The following is a 20,276-nucleotide window of genomic DNA, read 5'->3' on the forward strand; positions in this document are numbered from 1 at the left end:
TGCTATTAGATTCAACTGGATTTCCGGCCACATCTTCTACATTATTAATGGTTATAGTATATATTGTGCCTTCTGTTTGTTCTGAGGTTGTTAGTATCACAGTCTTTTCGTCAATTTGTAGATTAGCCTCTGAAACAGTTAATCCATTTATATTATAGTTGCTTACAGTTTCGGCAGATTGTTGAGAAATTTGTTCACTGAAAATTATATTAACAGTAGTAGACGAAGTAGCGTTTGCGCTTACTAATGTTGGTGGGGTTATATCACCTCCAGTTACAAAATCTTCTTCACTTCCTGGATTAAGGCCATATTCATCATAACTGTAATCTACAGCCCCGGTAATAGAGATAAATTCGTCCCCAATATGAGGATTTGGATATTCATATATTCCGTCATCAATCTGACATTGACCAGAGCCATCATCAACATACCATTGTCCATTTGCATCAGGAGTTTGGGTTACGGAAACATTGTTAATTTTTACTATAACAGCTTCAAATGATTCGTTAGCAGATAAAGTTTGAGTAGAAATTCCAGAAGGATTTGGTAATGGATTTCCGGAATTTAAGAGAGAAACTGTTATGTCATCACTATAACCTGATATTTCTGTGAAACCGTGGAACTCTGAAACAGTTCCTTCAATTTCAACTTCATCACCTAAATTTGGTTCATATCCAGCCATATAAATGTATAACCCTTTCCAAGCACCTCCCTCTGGCATAGATATAAAAAAGTTATCATTATATCCTTTAAAGCCAACTGCTGTAACAATTCCAGTAACTGTTACAGTTTGTCCTTCCATCATTGAAGGATATGTGCCCTCGCTTCCAGGAATAGTTGTATATTGAATATCATAGATAGTTGTAGCTGATAAAATTATTGTTGGTAAACAAAAAACTAAAATCAATAGAAAATGTTTATATTTCATCTTTTCTCCCACCTGTGTAATTCTTTACTTTCACAGATTTTTCTATAAACAAATAATAAATCACTAAAATTATTACCCCTATAACAATGCAGGAGTCTGCGATATTAAAAATATACCATCGTTGAATAATGAAATCCGGGAAATCAAAGTCAAGAAAATCGGTTACATTTCCAAAAGCAATTCTGTCAATTAGATTACCAAACGCACCACTTAAAATCAGAATAAAACCCATATTAGCTAATGGATGTGTGTCCTTTAAAAAAAGATATATTAATATGCAAATTGCAATAATTGAAATTATTATAAAAAATATTTGATTAAGAATTCCTGAACCAATAGATATACCAAAAACAGCACCAGAATTTCGTGTATAAGTAATACGAAAAAAATCGCCAAGTATATTGTAACTGTTTTTTACATTGTTAGAAAAAAAATTTCTTATACCTATTTTTGAGAACTGGTCTAAAGAAAGAAAAGTCAAGAAGAGTAACAAATACTTCTTTAAATTATTATATTTTCCGATTATTATTGTTAATCCTTTCTTCGTTTCGTTGGCATTTTATACAAAATTCTGCAAATGGAATTGCTCGCAGGCGACTCTCAGGTATCTCTTTACCGCAGAATCTGCAAATTCCATAAGTATTATCATAAATTCTTTTTAAAGCTTGATCCAGTTTTTTAAGGTTTTTCAATTCCCGTTCAAGCATATAAGTTTCTTTTTCTCTCTCATTAGAATCAGTGCCAAGGTCAGCCATATGTGTGGCGTAAGCGGAAATATCGCCAACAGAGTCTCTAATGGATTTGCTCCATGTTTTATCAATGTTCTCAATGATTTTTACTGTTCTTTCTCTTTCTACAAGTAATAAATGTTTGAAGGATTCTAACTTTTCTTTATTCATAATAAACTACTCCTATTCATTATAAACTTTTTAAGAAATTTTCTAATAAGACTCTTAATCTATCTTGTGAATTATGTGCTATCTTTTCAATTTCATTTTGTAAGTGTCTATCTTTATGAAGTAGATTGGATAAATTGGTAATGATTGAAATAGCCATTATTTTCATTTGAAGATAAATTCCGACAATAACTTCGTGAACTGTGGACAAACCAACCATATCAGCTCCGATTAGTTTTAGCATTTTACACTCAGCAGTAGTTTCCAAATTAGGTCCTATAAGTCCTGCATAAACCCCAGTTTTTGCTGGTATATTATTATCCAGAGCAATATTTTTTGCAATTTCTACAAATCTCTTATGATAAGGATCGTGCATACTTGGGAATCGGGGTCCTAAGTTGATATCATTTTCTCCAATCAGAGGATTCTTACCTGTTAGATTGATATGGTCAGTGATTATTACCAGGTCACCTTTCTGCAAATTCTTGTTTAATGAGCCAGCTGCATTTGTAATAATCAAATTCTGTACTCCAATTTTTTTAAGAGTGAAGATTGGAAATGTCGTTTCTAAAGGTGTATAACCTTCATAGCAATGGAGTCTGCCTTGCATAATTGCGATTCGTTTGCCAGCCATTTTTCCAAAGATCATTCTTCCTTTATGAGAAGGGGAGGTTGAAACTTGAAAATGTGGAATCTTTTCGTATGGAATTATCAATTCTGGCTCCACAGACGAGGCTATTTCATTTAATCCAGTACCTAATATTATAGCTGTATCAATTTTTTTCTTATACTGCTGCCTTATAAAGTTAACGGTTTCTGGTAAATGCTGGAGAGTTTTTCTCATTATGATGTTTTTTCTTCTTTCTTGATTTCTATGTTAGATTTCTTTTTGAGTTCACTAGATTCCTGTTGAATATTTCTTTCTAATATTTCAAGCATAGAATTTAATTGGGATTTAAAATTTACAATAAATTGCATCTTTTTTTCTTTAAGATTGATGAAATCATGCTCTAAAATACTGAGATAATCTTTTGCTTTTTTGACTTTCTCTCTTGAACTGATTTCTGCATCCTTAATAATGTTTTCCGCTTCATTCTTTGCATTTGATATAGTTTCATCCTTGATTTTTTCAGCCAGGATTAAGGTTCTACGAAGGAGGTCTTTCTGCTCATCTAAATCATCTAATTTTTTGTCCTTCTCTTGAATTTGTTTTTCTAATTCTTTGGCTGCTGCAAGCAGTAATTCTGTTTGAGTCGCAAGTTCCTCTAGGAACTCATTCACTTCAGCTTTTTTATAGCCACTCATAGCTCGTGAAAACTCTTTTCCACGAATCTCCGCTGGGGTAATTTTCATATCCATAAAACCTCACATTTTAATTATAGTATGTAAAATCTGTGAGCGTATTAATTCAATAATTAATATTAAAATAATTGGAGAAATATCTATGCCTTTAATAGGAATAAGTCTTCGGATTGGGGATAGAACTGGCTCGGTTACGGTAATCAGGAAATGGATAAAGGGATTTGAATAGTTTGGTGAAAACCATGAAATGATGGCTCGGATTATGATAACCCAGACATAAATTCTTAGTGCAAAATCAACTAAATACAATAGAATCATTCTCTACTTCCATTTATATTGACCAAAATTAAATTGGGACTTGATTTTCGTGGAAAGAACAGGTTGAATTATGAATATTGAATATAGAATTCTGAATGACGAATTTGAGGAGGGTATTTTATAAGAAAGTTCATTTAAATCAAATACTCTCTTTTCTTTTTTCTTATCCATCATTCTTAGTTCATTATTCATTATTCAAGATTCTTCACTTTATCGGTTTAAAGCAATTTCTACACCGTGCCTCATAAATATCTTCTGCTCCAAGCAAAATCTCTTTATCACTTTTCACCAATCTTTGAGTCCTGTTTGCAGGGTTACCACATTTGACACAGATTGCTAGAGTTTTTGTAATATATTCAGCAGTTGCTAATAATTCTGGTATAGGAGGAAATGGTCTACCCAGATAGTCCTGGTCTAATCCAGCGACAATAACTCTTTTACCTTCATCAGCCAATTTACTACAAATTTCCACTAATTTGTCATCAAAAAATTGAACCTCATCTATTCCCACAACCTCAGTATCTGAATGAACATTTTTGTATAATTCTTCAGAATTTGCAACTGATTCAGATGTCATTTTTGATTTATTATGAGAAACAATATATTCTTTGCTATAACGGTTGTCAATAAAAGGCTTGAAAATTTGAAGCTTTTGTTTAGCTATTTCTACTCTGCGAAGTCGTCGTATTAACTCTTCGGTTTTACCACTAAACATACTTCCACAGATTACCTCAATCCAACCAATTTTGCCTCTAACAATATTCATAAATTCTCCACTTTGAACTTAAATTTAATCAGCAATTTTTTATGTCAATTTTTATGCTTTTTGACTCAAAATTTAAGTAATTATAGTTAATTAGTTTTTTAAACTTGTCTAATTTTAATATAATAAAATTTTTCTTGTATGAGAGAAAGAAAAAATAATATAAAAAATTATAAATCTTTTGACAAATAAAATTGTTGAATAAAATCTTTTACCAAATTAAAAGTGGGTGGTTAGCTCAGTTGGTTAGAGTACTACGTTGACATCGTAGGGGTCACCGGTTCAAATCCAGTACCACCCACCATTTTTATCTTTACAAAATCAAAAGGATTTTTATGCTACAAATTTATACAGGTAACGGCAAAGGGAAAACTACTGCTGCGATAGGTTTGGCTATTCGTTATCTCGGTCATAACAAAAAGGTCTGCTTAATACAGTTCATGAAAAAAAACTTCAAATATGGAGAAATCGTTTTTCTAAGTAAAATAAAAAATGTTGATGTGTTTCAGTTTGGTACCCCTGAATTTGTGAATAAGATAAATCCAAAACCAATAGATTTTGAAGAAGCAGAAAAAGGACTAAAAAAGGCAAAAGAAGTCCTGAAATCAAAAAAGTATGATTTGATTATTTTAGATGAATTAAATGTTGCATTAGATTTTAACTTATTGGAATTATCAAAAGTTCTCTCATTATTAGACGAAATTAAAAATGAAGAAGTTGTAATAACAGGCAGATATGCTCCTCCTGAGTTAGTTGCAAAGGCGGACCTTGTTACAGAAATGAGAGAGGTAAAACATTACTATAAAAAAGGAATAGGAGCTCGCGAAGGGAATGAGTATTAAAGGCGGAATTCGGAATGCAGAATTTTGGATATGGAATTTGCCAATCAAAGTCAGGGGATTTGGAATGTGAGATACGAAATGTATTGTGCAAAATGCAAAGTATTGAGGAATACTGGAAATATATGGAGTCCCAATCTCCAGATTGGGAAATGGCTCAAGTTTTTATTTGGAGGATAAATGGAATTAACTGAGAACGCATTAGCAGTTTTGAAAAAAAGGTATTTCAAGAAGGATACAAAGGGTAATATTATTGAAGATGCACATAAGATGTTAGAACGAGTTAGCGAAAATATTGCAGGAGACGATAAAGAAAAGGCAAAAAGATATTATGAAATAATGGATAAGAGATATTTCCTGCCGAATTCACCAACTTTGATGAATGCCGGGAATGACCTTCAGCAGCTCTCTGCCTGCTTCGTCTTGCCAGTTGAAGATAGCATGGAAAGCATATTCACCGCAGTAAAAAATGCAGCTCTTATACATAAGAGTGGCGGGGGAACAGGTTTTAGTTTTTCAAAATTAAGAGAAAAGAACGCTCGTGTCCGTTCAACAAGTGGAGTTTCAAGCGGTCCGATTACATTTATGAAGGTTTTTAATTCTGCAACTGATGCTGTGAAACAGGGTGGGACGAGACGTGGAGCCAATATGGCTATTCTCAATGTTGACCATCCAGATATCTTAGACTTTATCAAAGCCAAGGAAGATTGCAAAGAACTGAATAATTTCAACATTAGCGTTGGAGTGACCGAAGAATTTATGAATGCTGTTCAACACGATGATGAGTATGAATTAATTTCGCCGCATACCAAAAAGGTGGTGAAAAAGCTCAAAGCCAGAGATGTATTTAATCTGATTGTAAAAATGGCACATAAAAACGGAGAGCCAGGAATTGTTTTTATAGATAGATTGGATAGATATAATCCAACGCCTGAAGTTGGGAAAATAGAAGCAACTAACCCATGCGGGGAGCAACCACTGCTCCCTAATGAAGCCTGCAATCTCGGCTCTATCAATCTTTCTTTGATGGTAAAAGATGATGCCATTGATTGGAAATTGTTGAAACAAACAGTTGATACAGCCACAGGTTTTCTTGATGATGTTGTTGATCGCTCTCAATTTCCACTTCCAAAAATCCGTAAAATGGCAAAGGTAAATCGCAAAATCGGTCTTGGTGTAATGGGTTGGGCTGATATGCTTATACAACTTGAAATCCCTTACAATTCAGGTAAAGCAATAGACCTTGCTAAAGAAGTAATGGAATTTATTGATTATCACTCAAAAGTTGAATCTATGAGACTTGCTAAAGAAAAAGGCTCATTCCCAAATTTCAAAGGAAGTATTTATAGTAATAGTACACTAACTCGCTCAAAGACTAAACTTGATTGGGACAAACTTAAACAAGAGATTAGAGAAAATGGAATCCGAAATGCTACTACCACTACAATTGCACCAACAGGTACGATTAGTATGATTGCAGATACTTCCAGTGGTATTGAGCCTATCTTTTCGTTAGTATATGTCAAGAATGTAATGGATGGAGAAAAATTACTCTATGTTAATAAATATTTTGAAAAAGTTGCTAAAGAGCAAGGATTCTATTCTAAAAAATTGATGGAAGAGATTTCCGAGAAAGGCTCTTTGCAAGATATTAAAAAAGTTCCTGAACAATTCAGAAATGTGTTTGTTACTGCCCATGATATTACACCCGAATGGCATATAAGAATGCAAGCTGCATTTCAAAAATATGTTGATAATGCTGTCTCCAAAACTATAAACTTTTCGCACAATGCAAAAAAAGAAGATATTAAAACTACTTATGAATTAGCATATCAATTAGGATGTAAAGGCGTAACAGTGTATCGTGATGGGAGTCGGGATGAACAGGTTATTAGTATAGGAAAAAGAATGCGTGAACAGGAAAAGAGGAGAATTGCACCTCGTCGCCGTCCTGCTACCACCGTGGGTGTTACTAAAAGAATAGACACAGGCTGTGGCCATTTATATGTTACAATAAATACAGACGAAAGCGGGGCTTGCGAGGTCTTTACCCAAATGGGAAAGGTGGGGGGCTGTGCCTCTGCTCAATTGGAAGCTATTGCCCGATTGATATCATTGACTCTACGCTCTAATATTAAGATTGAATCTATTATTAAACAGCTCAGAGGAATTCGCTGCCCTTCTCCAATGTGGTCCAAAGGAAAAATGATTCTATCCTGTGCTGATGGAATTGCAAATGCTTTAGAAGAGTTTATTGCCCAGAATGGAAATGGATTAAAAAATAAACCTGAAAAGAAAATTCAACCCGATAACTCTTCAGAAGATTCTAATTTGTTACTTGCCGGTTTAGGTTCTATCTGTCCTGAATGTGGAGCAGCATTAGAATTTAAAGAAGGCTGTAAAACCTGCCCAATATGTGGATGGTCAAAGTGTAGTTAGTTAATTGGTTACATAGTTAATTAGTGAACTGGTTAAATTGGTTTAAATTGTAAAATTGAATAAAAAATAGATAGAAATTTTGAGGAGGATACTATGTTTAAAAAGTTGCTTTTCATTATTTTTTTGCTTATAGGCTTTCTGTTTTCAGAAAGTTTTGCAATAGAACCACATTTTATGAAAGACCCCGCCATCTCACCAGATGGAGAAACCGTCTGCTTCTCTTATATGTCTGATTTGTGGATAGTCCCATTTAAGGGCGGAGAGGCAAAAAGAATAATCGTCTCAAAAGGAGAAGACTCTGGCCCTGTTTTTTCGCCAGATGGAAAATGGATTGCTTTTAATTCCAATAGAGATGGTCAAAAAAATATTTATATCATTCCATCTGAAGGTGGAGAAGCAAAGTGTATTTCTAAAGAAGGATTACAAGTATGCGATTGGTTCAATAATGGAAAAAAATTGCTTGCTTCCGGATATGAAGTTGATCTGGGTGCTAATCTGTTCTCTGTTCGCAAGCTGGCGGATGAAAAAAGACCAACAGAAATTACTGCAATTGGTGATTTTTATTCAAAATTATCTCCAGATAATAAGAAAATTATATTTAATCGTGGTGGGATGGCTTATCGCGAAGCATATCACGGAAGTATCAATGGCGAATTGTGGGAATATGATATTAAGGATAAAATTTATACAAGATTAACTAATACAGATTATACCGAGCGGTATCCAGTTTATTCTTATGTTAATGATAGAATCTATTTTGCAGCAACAAAAGGTAGAATCTTCCAATTATATTATGCTGTCCCGACAGGTCGGAATGATCTTGAAAATAGAATACAAATTTCTAACTTTGATATCTGGTCTGTTAGGGACATTGATATCGCGCGAGAAAATGATAGGATCGTATTTGAAAGGTTTGATGAAATATGGAAATACAATCCCCAAAATAATAAGGTTGATAAGTTGAACATTGAAATAAAGCAAGATTGCATTGAAAATTTTGAAGTAAAAGAAGAAGTCTGTAACTCAGCTAATAAATATGCAATATCACCTGATGGAAAATTAATAGCTTTCTGTTATAAATATGACCTCTTTGCAGTCCCAGAAAAAGACGATGAAGTTAAACAAATAACCTTTGACCAGATTGGCATTATAGATATTGTAATTATGCCCGATAATCACACAATATTTTTTACAAGATTTGAAGAAGGACAAACAGAACTTTATAAAGTCAATATAAGGGATATTGATAATATTGAAAAAATCAAATGGTTCTCTAATGGAAAATTTGTTGAAGATATTAAGTCTGGCTATGAGGATTATTTATTGGTATATTATTCTGATGAAGTTTCAAAAAATAAATTAGCAAGCTTGAATTTCAAAACAGGAAAAGTTAAAAAGATTATATCTGACCATGTTCTTTCGCTTCATAATTGTGCCTGGAGTAAAGATGGAAGATATCTTTTATATGTAACCGTAGAAGAAGGCTCATGGGACCGTGATTTGTATATATATGATTTTGAAACTAAGGAAAAAAGATTAATAACTCCATATCATGGTTGGATAGGTGCACCATATTGGGGCATGAAGGGAGATTTTGCTTTCTTTACTGAAGATGGTGAAATATATAAAATAGAACTGCAAGCTAAAGAAGATTTCTGGGATGAAGAAGATAATTGGAAACCAATTTTGGCTGAAGAAAATAAGAAAACGATAGAGAAAGATAAGGAAGAAAAAGGTAAAGAGGAGGAAAAGAAAGAGAAAAAAGAAGAAGTAAACTCTATAATAATTGATTTTGAGGATATTGATAAAAGAATTTATGAGCTTGTTTCAAAAAGGGGAAATAATTGGGTAGTTGCTACAATTACAGATAGTATGATTTGTTATCTGAATTCATATAACAGAAAATATACATTACGAAAAGTTGATTACAAAGGGAAAAAAGATGAGGAATTCTATAAATTTTCAGCAGAAATTGAATATTTAACTTACAATGAAACTAATAAATGCTTCTACTATGTTGAAAATAATTCAATAAAAAAATTATCAATGGATAAGAAACCTGAAGTGATTGAATTTAATTTCAAATATAAATATAACAGATTTGCACTTAATAAAACTGTTTTTGAACAAGCCTGGACCATTTTTGGTAAAAGATTTTATGACCCGAACATGCACGGACAAGATTGGAAAGCACTTTATAAAAGATTTCATCCTTATATGGATTATGCGTATACACCACAAATTATGGATGATATAATATCAGAGATGATTGGGGAATTGGATGCTTCTCATACAGGATTTTATCCAAGAGATGAAGGTGGCGTTCATCAGTATGAACAAGCATTTGGCGGGTTTATTCTTGATTATTTTGATATACCCAACAAAGGAATTAGATTTAAAAAGATCTTTAGAAAGTCAAAACTGAATATGCCTTATGGTATAAAGCCTGGAGATGTTTTACTTTCTGTTGATGGTGTAGAAATAAATTCGGAAACTGCTATTACTCCTCTCTTTCTTAACAAGGTAGATGATAAAATTAAATTGGAAATACAAGTGAAAGATAGCATAAAAACTGTTGAAATAAAAGGTCTTTCCCCGTGGAAAAACAGAAGAATGAATTATGATAACTGGGTTGATGAAAGGAGAGAGTTAGTTGATAAATTAACTGATAGTAAAGTTGGTTATGCACATATTCGTTCAATGGGACATTCCAGTTATGTGAAATTTGTTCAAGATATTTTTGCAAGAAACCAAGATAAAGATGCCTTGATTATTGATGTACGAAATAATCCTGGCGGTTGGATACACGATTTATTGGTAGAATTGCTTACAAAAAAATCCTATGCATATACAACAAATAGATTATTCGATGCAAGAAAACAAACTTTCCCATCTGATACTTGGGAGAAACCATTAATATTACTCATAAATGAACATTCCTTTTCTGACGCTGAAATATTTCCAATTTTATTCAAACAATTGAATTTAGGGAAAGTTGTTGGTATGCCCACTTGTGGTGCAGTTATAGGAACTGGACATATTGAATTTATGGATGGCTCAAGTATGCGTATGCCCAGGACAGGTTGGTTTACACCAGATGATATTAATATGGAAGGAATGGGCGCAAAACCTGATATCCTTGTTGACCAGACTCCAGAACAGAAAATTGCAGACGATGATGTGCAGTTGAAAAGAGCGATTGAGGAAATATTGAGAGAGGTAAACCTACTTCGCTGAAGCTTCGTAGGTCAAGAAGGTAAAAGATGAATTTGATGAGCCACAAAATCACACGAAAAACCACGAAAAGGTCTTTTGATAAATAAGAATAAATGATTTTTGAAAATAGGAATAATAAGTTAATTTTTGTGTGTTTTTGTGGCTAATAAGTAAAAGGTAAAAGTAACACAATCCATGCCAAAGGCAGACAGGCGTTCTCTATTGTGAATGTAGAATTAATAAAGTAAAAAGTAGAAAGTTTATCCAGTGGAATTATTTTTTTGTATTCCACCACAGCTTTTGGTACAAATTTGCTATCCTATGTGAAGTCTTTGGATCCAAATCAGCATCTTTACCCTTGAAACCCGACTCGGGCTCTGCGAGCTCGAGTCGGGTTTCAGATAACAATTTCATCTTTCTTGACATTCTGAGTAAAGAGACAAAGTGTCCCTCCAGATTCAGCTCGTTCCATAAATAAGGACCCGAATTGAATTGGAAAACTTGACAACTAATAAAACAAAATCAGTAAGAAAATAAATCTTTGTGTTCTCTGTCGCAAGCTGGCAGATTGAACCATCGGAGGTGAAATGAAAAAAGGCTGGATTATAGTAATAATAATCATTGTAATTTTAATAATAATGGGCATTTTAAAATACAATTCATTTGTAAGAATGAAAGTAGAGATAGATAATGCCTGGGCAGAAATTGACAATCAGTTAAAACGCAGATATGACCTTATTCCTAATTATGTCGAAACTGTCAAAGGTTATGCAGCACACGAGAAAGAAGTGTTTACTGAAGTTACAGAAGCCAGAGCAAGTGTTGGCAAAGCCACAACTCGTGAGCAAACAATCAATGCTAATAATGAACTCACCGGAGCACTTTCTCGTTTGCTGTTAGTTGTAGAACGTTATCCTGATTTAAAAGCTAATACAAATTTCATTAGATTACAGGATGAATTGGCCGGAACAGAAAACCGCATTGCCGTCTCAAGAAGAAGATATAACGAATCAGTTAAAAATTTCAATAAGAAAATTGTTGTATTCCCAAACAATATGATTGCTGGAATGTTTGGATTTACAAAGGAGGTTTTCTTTGAGATTCAGGAAGTTGAAAAAGTAACACCAAAAGTTAAGTTCTAAAAGGAAATAAGGGCATCGGGATATAGGAAATAGGGATATAGACACATAAAAGTAAGGCAAGGATTATATTACACATTATATATGGCATCCTTTTTTATTATAGTATTAAAGATGAAATTCACCCTTCGTCCCGATTTATCGGGACTACGCCCGTCCTCCGTAGAAGTTCTCTACTTCGGAGGATGGAGAGAACGGGTATTTGTTTTCCCGACATGTCGGGATTAAAATTTGGATTTTATCTCCAATTCCTGAGCCCCCGATTCAATCGAGGGCAGGAACGGGCTTAATTAGGGATAGAATTTTAATCTTTGATTTTTAATCTTTGCGTTTTACAGCGCTATGCATTCCTAAAATATAATGTTATCTCAGAAGTTTATTGAAGAGCATTGGGCAAGGATAACTTTAACCTCCTTTCTTCTTTTGCCCTTTGCTCTTCTTTTTAGTTTTATATTGAAAGTTCGTAGGTTTTGTTTTACGATAGGAATGTTTAAACAATACAATTCAAAATGTAAGATTATTAGTGTTGGAAATTTAGTAGTTGGAGGAACTGGTAAAACACCATTTACCATTTTGTTAGCAAAATATTTGAAATCATCCAAAGGATCCACCTCTGGCGGAAAAGGAAACTCGGTAGCAGTGTCTCACAGGGGATATAAGGGAAAATTTGAGAATATGGTAAAATTAATTTCTGATGAAAATTCTGTTTATGATTGTGCAAAAGATGCTGGTGATGAACCATTTTTATTGGCACAGAATTTGTTGGGAATTCCAGTAATTGTGGGAAAGAATCGCACGAAAGCAATTAAATGTTTGGAAAAAAAGTTTTCGCCAGATTATATTATTTTAGATGATTCATTTCAGCATCTTAAAGTAAAACATGATATTGATTTTTTACTATTCAGTGCAAAGAATTCTCTTGGAAATGGCTTTGTGATGCCTGCGGGGATGCTTCGTGAACCTAAAAGTGCAATCAAATTTGCAGATGTTGTTGTTTTTAATGATTGTTCTGATGATTTTAAGATTCCCAAAGAAATGAGTAAATTTCAAAAACCAATTTTTCAAACTGAATATGAAATTGAAAATTTTATAAATTATCAAACAGATGAAAATGAAGATAGTAGTTATTTTAAAGAGAAAAAGATATACTTAATTTCCGGAATCGGTAATCCAGAATCATTTGAAAACAGTATAAAGAGTTCAGGGATTGATTTTTCGCACCATTTTATTTTTCCAGACCATTATTATTTTAGATATGAGAATGATATTCGTCCAATTATTCGGAAAGGACTCAAGGAAAAGATTGACACTATTTTGACAACTGAAAAGGATTTTATGAAATTGCAAAATTTCCCTTTATATGAAATTAATTTTTATTATGCTAAATTAAATATTAAAATAATTCCGATGTATCGGAAGAAAAAATTTGAAGAGTTGATAAAAAGTATAAAGTGATGTCTAAAGTCAAATACAATTTTTGTAGATACAATATCTTTATGCTTTGTATCTTTATGATAAAAAATTATCGGAGGATAAATGGCTTTTATATCAAATAGTAATAAGATTGTAGTGGAGTTTCAAAATTACATTAATACAGTTGAAAAATCTTTAGATGTGTTATCAGATGTATTTTTAAAATATATTCGGAATCCTAAAAAGATTGAGGAGTTTACAAATCCTGTTCATAAATATGAGGCAGAAGCTGATGACATTAAAGATAAGATTGAGCAGGAGCTATTTCGCGGTTCACTCTTGCCCGACGCAAGGGAGGACATTTTTAATATTGTATCCTGTTATGATAGTATTCCTGGTGTGGCACAAAAGATTTTAGAATTTTTTGCTATACAAACAATAAGCATACCAGAGCAATTTACCGAGCAGTTAAAAGAGTTGTTTGTAAAAAGCATAGAGGGTGCAAAAAAACTAAATAATGCAGCACAATATCTCCTTTCTGATTTGAATAAAACTAAAGATATGCTTGAATGCATTGATGTTATTGAAAGTCAAGTTGACCATTTAGAACGCGATTTAGTACTTAACATTTTTAACGCGCATATTAAATTGGCAAAGAAGCTTTTACTACAAGAATTTGTTTCTAAAATTGCACAAATATCTGATGAAGCTGCTCATGTAGCAGAGAGAATGCTAATTTTTTGCATAAAAAATAAGGCTTAGAACTTTGAGTTTTTATTTACTTGGTGCCATTTTTCTTGGCTGGTCTCTTGGCACAAATGATGCTGCAAATGTCTTTGGCACAGCAGTTGCGACCAGAAGTGTAAAATACAGAAGAGCGGTTATTCTTACTGCTATTTTTGTAATTTTGGGTGCAATAATAAATGGCAGACCAGGCATTAATACTTTGGATAGTATTACACACCAAAATTTGTTTTCAGCATTTGTAGTATCTATCTCTGCTGGGATTGTTGTAATAGGTATGAGTTTTTTAAAATTACCTGTTTCAACTTCACAGGCAGTAATTGGTGGAATTTTAGGAGTTGGATTTATTAATCACAATATTGAATGGCGTCACTTAGTCAAAGTTGGAATTTGCTGGGTGAGCACTCCAATTGGAGCAGCAATTATCGCATTTCTCCTCTATTTTATATTTAGGCCTTTAATAAATAAAATTACAAATCCAATAAAAAGAAATAACATTTTAACAATTGGCTTGATTATTGCTGGGTCTTGCGGAGCTTATGCCCTGGGTGCTAATAATGTTGCAAATGTAATTGGCGTTTTTGTTGGTGAAGGGAACGGGATGTTGAACCCCTTGACAGCTACTATAATTGGTGGTAGTGCAATTGCATTTGGAACCCTTACTTATAGTAGAAAGGTGATGTATACAGTTGGGAAGAATCTGGTTGTCTTAGACTCTTTTACCGCTTTTATAGCTGTTCTTGCAGAAGCAATAACTGTCTATATTTACGCACTTATTGGCGTGCCGGTTTCAACATCACAAGCAATCGTTGGTGCAGTTTTAGGGATTGGTATTCTGAAAGGAATTCGTACAATTAGGAAAAAAACTTTAAGAAATATCTTGCTTGGATGGATAGCAACACCTGTAATTGCAGCAATTGTCTCTTTTGGAATATTTAAGATTATTAAATTTGTAAAACTGTATTAAATATTGAAATAGGTTGTTGTTAGAAATATAATTTATGGAAAATATATTAATAGTAATATCAGATTTGACCCAAAATATATTATTACTAACAATATATCTTTGTATCTGTATTAGTTACTCAAGTTTCGCATGAGATATTATAAAAAGTTAATTATGATTTATTCAGTAAGTCCCGCTTCTATTGAACTTGAATAACTAATTGCAAATATCTAATTTTCACCCTTCGCAGTAGCAATGCTACTGCTACGGAGAACGGGTCTAATGAAATGACAAATGTCAAATAAAAATAAATTCGATTTATATGCCCTTAGTCCCGACTTGTCAGGAAAAAGATAAAGAAAAAACATATTTTAGAAGCTAATGAATTAAATTTAATTTTCTCATCAATTATCATTAAATCAAAGCAGAACAAATAAGTTTGACATTTAGATTTTGACATTTTATTTATCATTAGAAATTATGACTTTGAAATTAATTTAACCTTACTCAAATTGTGCAGTAGGTACTTTAAGAAATTAAATATGACTTATTTAATAATTTTCACTCCTGCGAAACTTGTATTAGTTATTTTTGTTTTATAAGTGATTCACAATGGAAGAAAGGAGTTTATGCAGTTCATAGATACACACGCTCATCTGAATTTTTCTGATTATGATAAAGATAGGGATGAGATTATCGTTTCTGCTTTTAAAAATGGTGTGAAATATATCATCAATGTTGGGACTGATTTGAACACATCCAAAGAATCTATTAGTTTAAGCAAAAAATATGATAAAATTTTTGCAACTGTTGGATGGCATCCGCATGATGCTGAATCTTATGATGAAAATGAGTTATTAAAACTACTTAATAATAAAAAGATTGTTGCTATTGGCGAAATAGGTCTTGATTATTATAGAAATTTATCGCCCAAAAATATTCAAAAAGAAGTATTTGAAAAACAGATAAAAGTTGCAATTGATAAAAACCTCCCGATAATAATTCACGATAGAAATGCTCATAATGATGTGTTGGAAATATTGAAAAAGTATAATCCAAAAAAGGTTGTATTTCACTGCTTTTCAAGTGATTATTCACTTTTATGTAAGATTATAGAAAAGGGATGGCATGCTTCTTTTACTGGAAGTGTAACATTTAAAAAAGGTGAATATTATTCAATAATTAAGGATATTCCAGAAGATAGATTTTTTGTAGAAACCGATGCACCATTTTTGACTCCAAAACCTTTTCGCGGTAAAAGGAATCATCCTGAATATGTAAGATATATTATTGAATTTATCGCTGAGGTTAAGGAGAAAAATCCAGAGCAGATAGCGGAAATGACAACGATAAATGCAGAAAAATTTTTTGATTTTTCAAGAAAAACTTGATTAGAAAAATTTATTGCAAAATAGTTTGCCTAATTTTATAGTAGATAAATTAATGAGCTCAATTTGAAAACGGTTAACGGATGACGCCTTACCAAACGAGCATCGCAACCGGAACCGTTTAACGAAATATTAAATGGAGGTAAGATGGCAGTAAAGATTGATAAGGAAAAATGTATTGGCTGTGGCGTATGCGTGGATGTCTGCCCCACGGAGGCACTCTCTCTTGTGGATGATATTGCTGTTTGTGACGAGGAATTGTGTGTTGATTGTGGCACTTGTATCCCCGAATGCCCATCTGAAGCAATTTCTGAATAAGACCCAAATTATTCAAAAGCCATCTCTCCATAATTTAGTGGATGGATGGCTTTTTTCGGTATGATTTATGAAAAAAATATTAATTATTATTTTCTCAATTTTATCTGTTAGTTGCTCATCTCAATTAAAAGAGGTTAATAATATTGATAAACCAGATATAGCAGATTCATTAAAAACTCAACGACTAATAGAGCAATATAAAATTATTTTTAACAATCAGCAAAAAGAAATAGATTCATTATATCAAATTGTTGCGGAGTTACAGGATTCAATTAATTTTTTGAATAGCACAATTAGAATCAAGAACAATGCCAAATTTCCTGATTCCTTATTATTTGCAGGTTATAGATTTGACCTCACAAATGAGAGATTAAGGCAAAAATTTATAAAATGTTACAAAGCTGAATTAAAGTATGCGTATCGGTATATCCCACGCAGCGGTAAATATTTTCCTGTTATTGAAGAGATATTACAACAGTATAATCTTCCAGCAGATATGAAATATTTAGCGACAGCAGAAAGTTATTTGAGTCCCTGGGCAAAATCATCTGTAGGCGCAACTGGTTTCTGGCAATTTATGAAATCTACAGCAAAATACTATGACTTACAGATTAATCAGTTTGTGGACCAACGAATGGATATTTATGCTTCAACAAAAGCTGCTTGTGAGTATATTTTATGGGCTCATAAATCTTTACAAAAGATGGGAGCAGATGACCTGCTTCTTGCTATATGCTCCTTTAATGCAGGTCTTGGGAACATTCAAAAGGCTATTAAAGAACAAGGTGGGAAGAACTTTTTCAGTTTGATTCAGAGAATGAGTGAAACCGATGATTATATCTGGAGAGCATTGGCAATTAAATATATATCTGAAAATGAAGAAAAAGTTTTTACTAAGAAATTTGAACGAGAAGAGAATTTGCTATCTACTTGTAAGACTGTAAACCTAACCTTGAAAGGCTATTACAAATTGGACGATTGGGCTCAGGCGCAAGGCACAGTAATTAAAAAAGTTTGGGAACTAAATCCATGGATAAAAATTTATAGAAGGAATCGATATAAATACTCACCAATAAATGATGTAGTTGTTAGTCCCGGAATCTATACTGTATTTATACCCAAGAATTCAATACCTGATAAAAATAGATTATTATACATTGAAAAGCAGTTTTTAAATAAAAATGAGGGATATTTTGCAATAGAGCATGTCGTAAAGAGAGGAGAAAATTTATCAATAATTTCAAAAAGGTATAATACAACTGTTTCTGAACTAATCCGTATAAATGGACTTCCCTCAACTCTTATTTATCCAGGACAGCGATTGAATTTACTTTCTACACATGGGAAGTATTATATGGTAAAGAAAGGTGATTCGCTTTACAAAATTGCAAAAAAACTGGGTGTTCCCCAGCAAACACTTATTAAGAAGAACAATCTTGTGATAAAAAATAAAGGTGGCAAAAGGATCGTTTATATCTATCCGGGGCAGAAGATTTATTTTTAAAACGATATTTACAAAATTATGCTAAATCAAATAAAGAAATATTTTCCGATAAATTTATCTTAGAAGCAGCATCTTCTTAACTGCTGATTTATCTGCGGAAGATAATCTACAAAAATATATTCCGCTTGGCAGTTGCTTGCCTTTTTCATCTTTTCCATCCCATTTAATTGAAGATTGACTATTTATCCCGAAAGCAATCGGGAACAATTTTCGAACCAATTGACCTTTTACATTATAAATTTTAATTCGTGGTTTTTCGTGTGATTTCGTGGCTAAAAAAGATATAGTAGTGGAACTGTTGAAGGGATTAGGGAAACAACTAATGAATACTTCGGATGTATTTGAATAAGGCAAATTATCAACAGACAATATAGAGTCTGTTTTTACCTCAATCACTTCTGAAGGCGGACTATAGCCTTGCTCATAAACTGATGTAACATAATAATAATATGTTGTGTAGCTTTGCACATTTGTATCAATATATGTTGTGTCTGCATTACGCTTAAGAAATTCATCATCACGAAAAACATTGTAAGCATAATTTCTTCTGTTTTCCGGTGGCTGCCAGAAAAGATGAACACCTTGTTCATCTGTATGAGCCCTAAATTTTATCGGTGGCTCAAAAGAGTAAGGAGGATGATACTGACCCAATCTTTGAAAATCATATTGATAGGTTTTCCACTCAATCTGGAGAGGGTCATAAGGAACATTTAAATTATATACATAAATCCACAAACTATCCAAATCTTGTGAGTATGTAACTAAATCTAACATACCGTCTTGATTTACATCTCCAAATACTCCGGAATTACTCGATGTAAATCCTCGGGGTCGTAAAGGAAAGCCATCAACACTATCACCATTACAATGCCTCCCTTCAATATAGCCTAAAAGAGGAGGGGTTGTTGCAAAATTTGAATCAAATATTATTTCTTTTCCAGATGAATCATCAATATTCCCTATAATAATCGGTCCCATTACATCTCCAAAACTATAATAGGGAGCATTTGAAAAGTATTCACCATTTACATTATAGATATATATTGTATTATTAGACTGATATGTGTTATGGCATCCACAAATTATTTCTAATGAGCCATCATTATCTAAATCAGCAACAGAAGGGGGGCACATTGTAATATCAGGGAATTGTCTGGGCCATCCGTTAAGAACAGAACCATCGTATTTATAAACACATAAACCTGTTGGTTGAGGAGTTGTGTAATTGCCTGAAGCAGGTGCGATTATTTCCAAGAAACCATCTCCTGTTAAATCTGCAAGAATAGGTGAAGTACTCCAATAATTAGCATTTCCATTAAAAGGCTGTTGTGGCCAACCGTTCATTATTGTCCCATCAGGTTTAAATATATAAAGATTTCTGTCATGTGCCGCACATATTATTTCAGGAATTCCATCATTGTCAACATCTCCAACCGCTGGAGGACAAGCTACTCCTCCATCTATATAAAAGGGAAAGTTCTCATTATAATTTTCTCCATCAATAGTGACGACATAAAGACCACATTGATGGTTATAATCAGTATTGCCCCACATAATCTCTTTTTGTCCATCTCCATCAATATCATATGCTACAGCAGTGGTAATTGTTCGGCAATGAACACCTCCATAACTTCCAAAATGTTTAGGCCATCCTGGTATATTGTTGCCATCTTTATTTAAAATATATACCCATCCACTTCTTGTGGTCTGCAAAATTTCTAAATAGCCATCACTATTTACATCAGCAAGTGACATTGTGGGTTGAGCTTCATTAGCCGTATTTGTTGTCCATAAATATTCTCCTTGATAGTTTATAGTAAATGTTGTATTATAGTTAGAAACAACTATCTCTAAATATGGGTCATCATTAATATTAACAACTCCCACCCCATCCTGGGCGCAAAATGAAGTATTTTGCTCAGCAGAATAAGGGAATCCTGGCAATTGATTATATTCAGCAGTTAATTTTACAGAAAAGAATAATAAAAACAATACAAATAAACTGATACTTACTTTTTTCATATATTCCTCTTTTCCTTTATGAATTAATGAGTTATGCAAAAAACCCTTTTCTTGTCATTCCCTACTTGATGCGGAATCCCAAATCCTTTGTTTTAATGGAT

18 protein-coding genes and 1 tRNA gene are annotated in these 20,276 nt (G+C 32.9%); 11 read left to right on the plus strand and 8 right to left on the minus strand.

What is annotated here, in order from left to right; translation table 11 throughout:
* From U9R23_08370 to U9R23_08400, 7 genes are all read right to left on the minus strand, one after another.
* A partial coding sequence (locus tag U9R23_08370) for an Ig-like domain-containing protein (protein MEA3476436.1) occupies positions 1–928 on the minus strand: 928 nt, incomplete at its 3' end.
* Entirely contained in the window at positions 918–1,421 is a 504-nt protein-coding gene (gene lspA, locus U9R23_08375) for a signal peptidase II (GenBank protein MEA3476437.1), read from the minus strand. The genes U9R23_08370 and lspA, both read right to left, overlap by 11 nt.
* Before the next feature lie 16 nt (positions 1,422–1,437).
* Positions 1,438–1,827: a TraR/DksA C4-type zinc finger protein gene (locus U9R23_08380; protein MEA3476438.1), complete on the minus strand. Its 390-nt coding sequence runs from the start codon at positions 1,825–1,827 to the stop codon at positions 1,438–1,440.
* Positions 1,828–1,846: 19 nt separating this feature from the next.
* Positions 1,847–2,668 (minus strand): purine-nucleoside phosphorylase, encoded by an 822-nt coding sequence (locus U9R23_08385; protein ID MEA3476439.1) that lies wholly within the window; start codon positions 2,666–2,668, stop codon positions 1,847–1,849.
* Positions 2,668–3,183: a DivIVA domain-containing protein gene (locus U9R23_08390; GenBank protein ID MEA3476440.1), complete on the minus strand. Its 516-nt coding sequence runs from the start codon at positions 3,181–3,183 to the stop codon at positions 2,668–2,670. Before U9R23_08390 ends, U9R23_08385 begins: the two co-directional genes overlap by 1 nt.
* 6 nt (positions 3,184–3,189) lie before the next feature.
* Entirely contained in the window at positions 3,190–3,444 is a 255-nt protein-coding gene (locus tag U9R23_08395; protein ID MEA3476441.1) for a YggT family protein, read from the minus strand.
* A 205-nt stretch (positions 3,445–3,649) separates the two neighbouring features.
* Positions 3,650–4,210 carry a thymidine kinase gene (locus U9R23_08400; GenBank protein ID MEA3476442.1) on the minus strand — a complete coding sequence of 187 codons (561 nt, stop codon included), beginning with the start codon at positions 4,208–4,210 and terminating at the stop codon, positions 3,650–3,652.
* Positions 4,211–4,434: 224 nt separating this feature from the next.
* On the opposite strand from U9R23_08400, the gene U9R23_08405 reads away from it, so the two are divergent.
* The 11 genes from U9R23_08405 (at position 4,435) to U9R23_08455 (ending at position 18,153) form a co-directional block, all read left to right on the plus strand.
* Positions 4,435–4,511 (plus strand) — tRNA-Val (locus tag U9R23_08405).
* 31 nt (positions 4,512–4,542) lie between these two features.
* Positions 4,543–5,049, plus strand: a complete 507-nt coding sequence (locus U9R23_08410; protein MEA3476443.1) for a cob(I)yrinic acid a,c-diamide adenosyltransferase — start codon at positions 4,543–4,545, stop codon at positions 5,047–5,049.
* A 177-nt stretch (positions 5,050–5,226) separates the two neighbouring features.
* A complete protein-coding gene (locus U9R23_08415; protein ID MEA3476444.1) occupies positions 5,227–7,485 on the plus strand; it encodes a vitamin B12-dependent ribonucleotide reductase in 2,259 nt (752 codons plus the stop codon).
* A 93-nt stretch (positions 7,486–7,578) separates the two neighbouring features.
* On the plus strand, positions 7,579–10,722 hold the full coding sequence (locus U9R23_08420) for a S41 family peptidase (GenBank protein MEA3476445.1): 3,144 nt from the start codon (positions 7,579–7,581) through the stop codon (positions 10,720–10,722).
* Between the two features lie 566 nt (positions 10,723–11,288).
* Entirely contained in the window at positions 11,289–11,843 is a 555-nt protein-coding gene (locus U9R23_08425; GenBank protein MEA3476446.1) for a LemA family protein, read from the plus strand.
* Positions 11,844–12,200: 357 nt separating this feature from the next.
* The gene (gene lpxK / locus U9R23_08430) at positions 12,201–13,295 is read left to right on the plus strand and encodes a tetraacyldisaccharide 4'-kinase (protein MEA3476447.1); all 1,095 of its coding nucleotides are present in this window, start codon (positions 12,201–12,203) and stop codon (positions 13,293–13,295) included.
* Between the two features lie 81 nt (positions 13,296–13,376).
* Positions 13,377–14,015, plus strand: coding sequence for a DUF47 family protein (locus tag U9R23_08435; GenBank protein MEA3476448.1), 639 nt, complete (start codon positions 13,377–13,379; stop codon positions 14,013–14,015).
* Positions 14,016–14,019: 4 nt separating this feature from the next.
* Positions 14,020–14,964 carry an inorganic phosphate transporter gene (locus U9R23_08440; protein ID MEA3476449.1) on the plus strand — a complete coding sequence of 315 codons (945 nt, stop codon included), beginning with the start codon at positions 14,020–14,022 and terminating at the stop codon, positions 14,962–14,964.
* A 608-nt stretch (positions 14,965–15,572) separates the two neighbouring features.
* Positions 15,573–16,334, plus strand: a complete 762-nt coding sequence (locus U9R23_08445) for a TatD family hydrolase (GenBank protein ID MEA3476450.1) — start codon at positions 15,573–15,575, stop codon at positions 16,332–16,334.
* A gap of 144 nt (positions 16,335–16,478) precedes the next feature.
* Positions 16,479–16,649 (plus strand): 4Fe-4S binding protein, encoded by a 171-nt coding sequence (locus U9R23_08450; protein MEA3476451.1) that lies wholly within the window; start codon positions 16,479–16,481, stop codon positions 16,647–16,649.
* 67 nt (positions 16,650–16,716) lie between these two features.
* A complete protein-coding gene (locus U9R23_08455) occupies positions 16,717–18,153 on the plus strand; it encodes a LysM peptidoglycan-binding domain-containing protein (GenBank protein ID MEA3476452.1) in 1,437 nt (478 codons plus the stop codon).
* A 54-nt stretch (positions 18,154–18,207) separates the two neighbouring features.
* On the opposite strand, the gene U9R23_08460 is transcribed toward U9R23_08455, so the two are convergent.
* A complete protein-coding gene (locus U9R23_08460; GenBank protein MEA3476453.1) occupies positions 18,208–20,175 on the minus strand; it encodes an FG-GAP-like repeat-containing protein in 1,968 nt (655 codons plus the stop codon).
* Positions 20,176–20,276: the final 101 nt, after the last annotated feature.

The organism is Candidatus Cloacimonadota bacterium (assembly GCA_034722995.1).
Taxonomy (GTDB): Bacteria; Cloacimonadota; Cloacimonadia; order JGIOTU-2; family JGIOTU-2; genus JAGMCF01.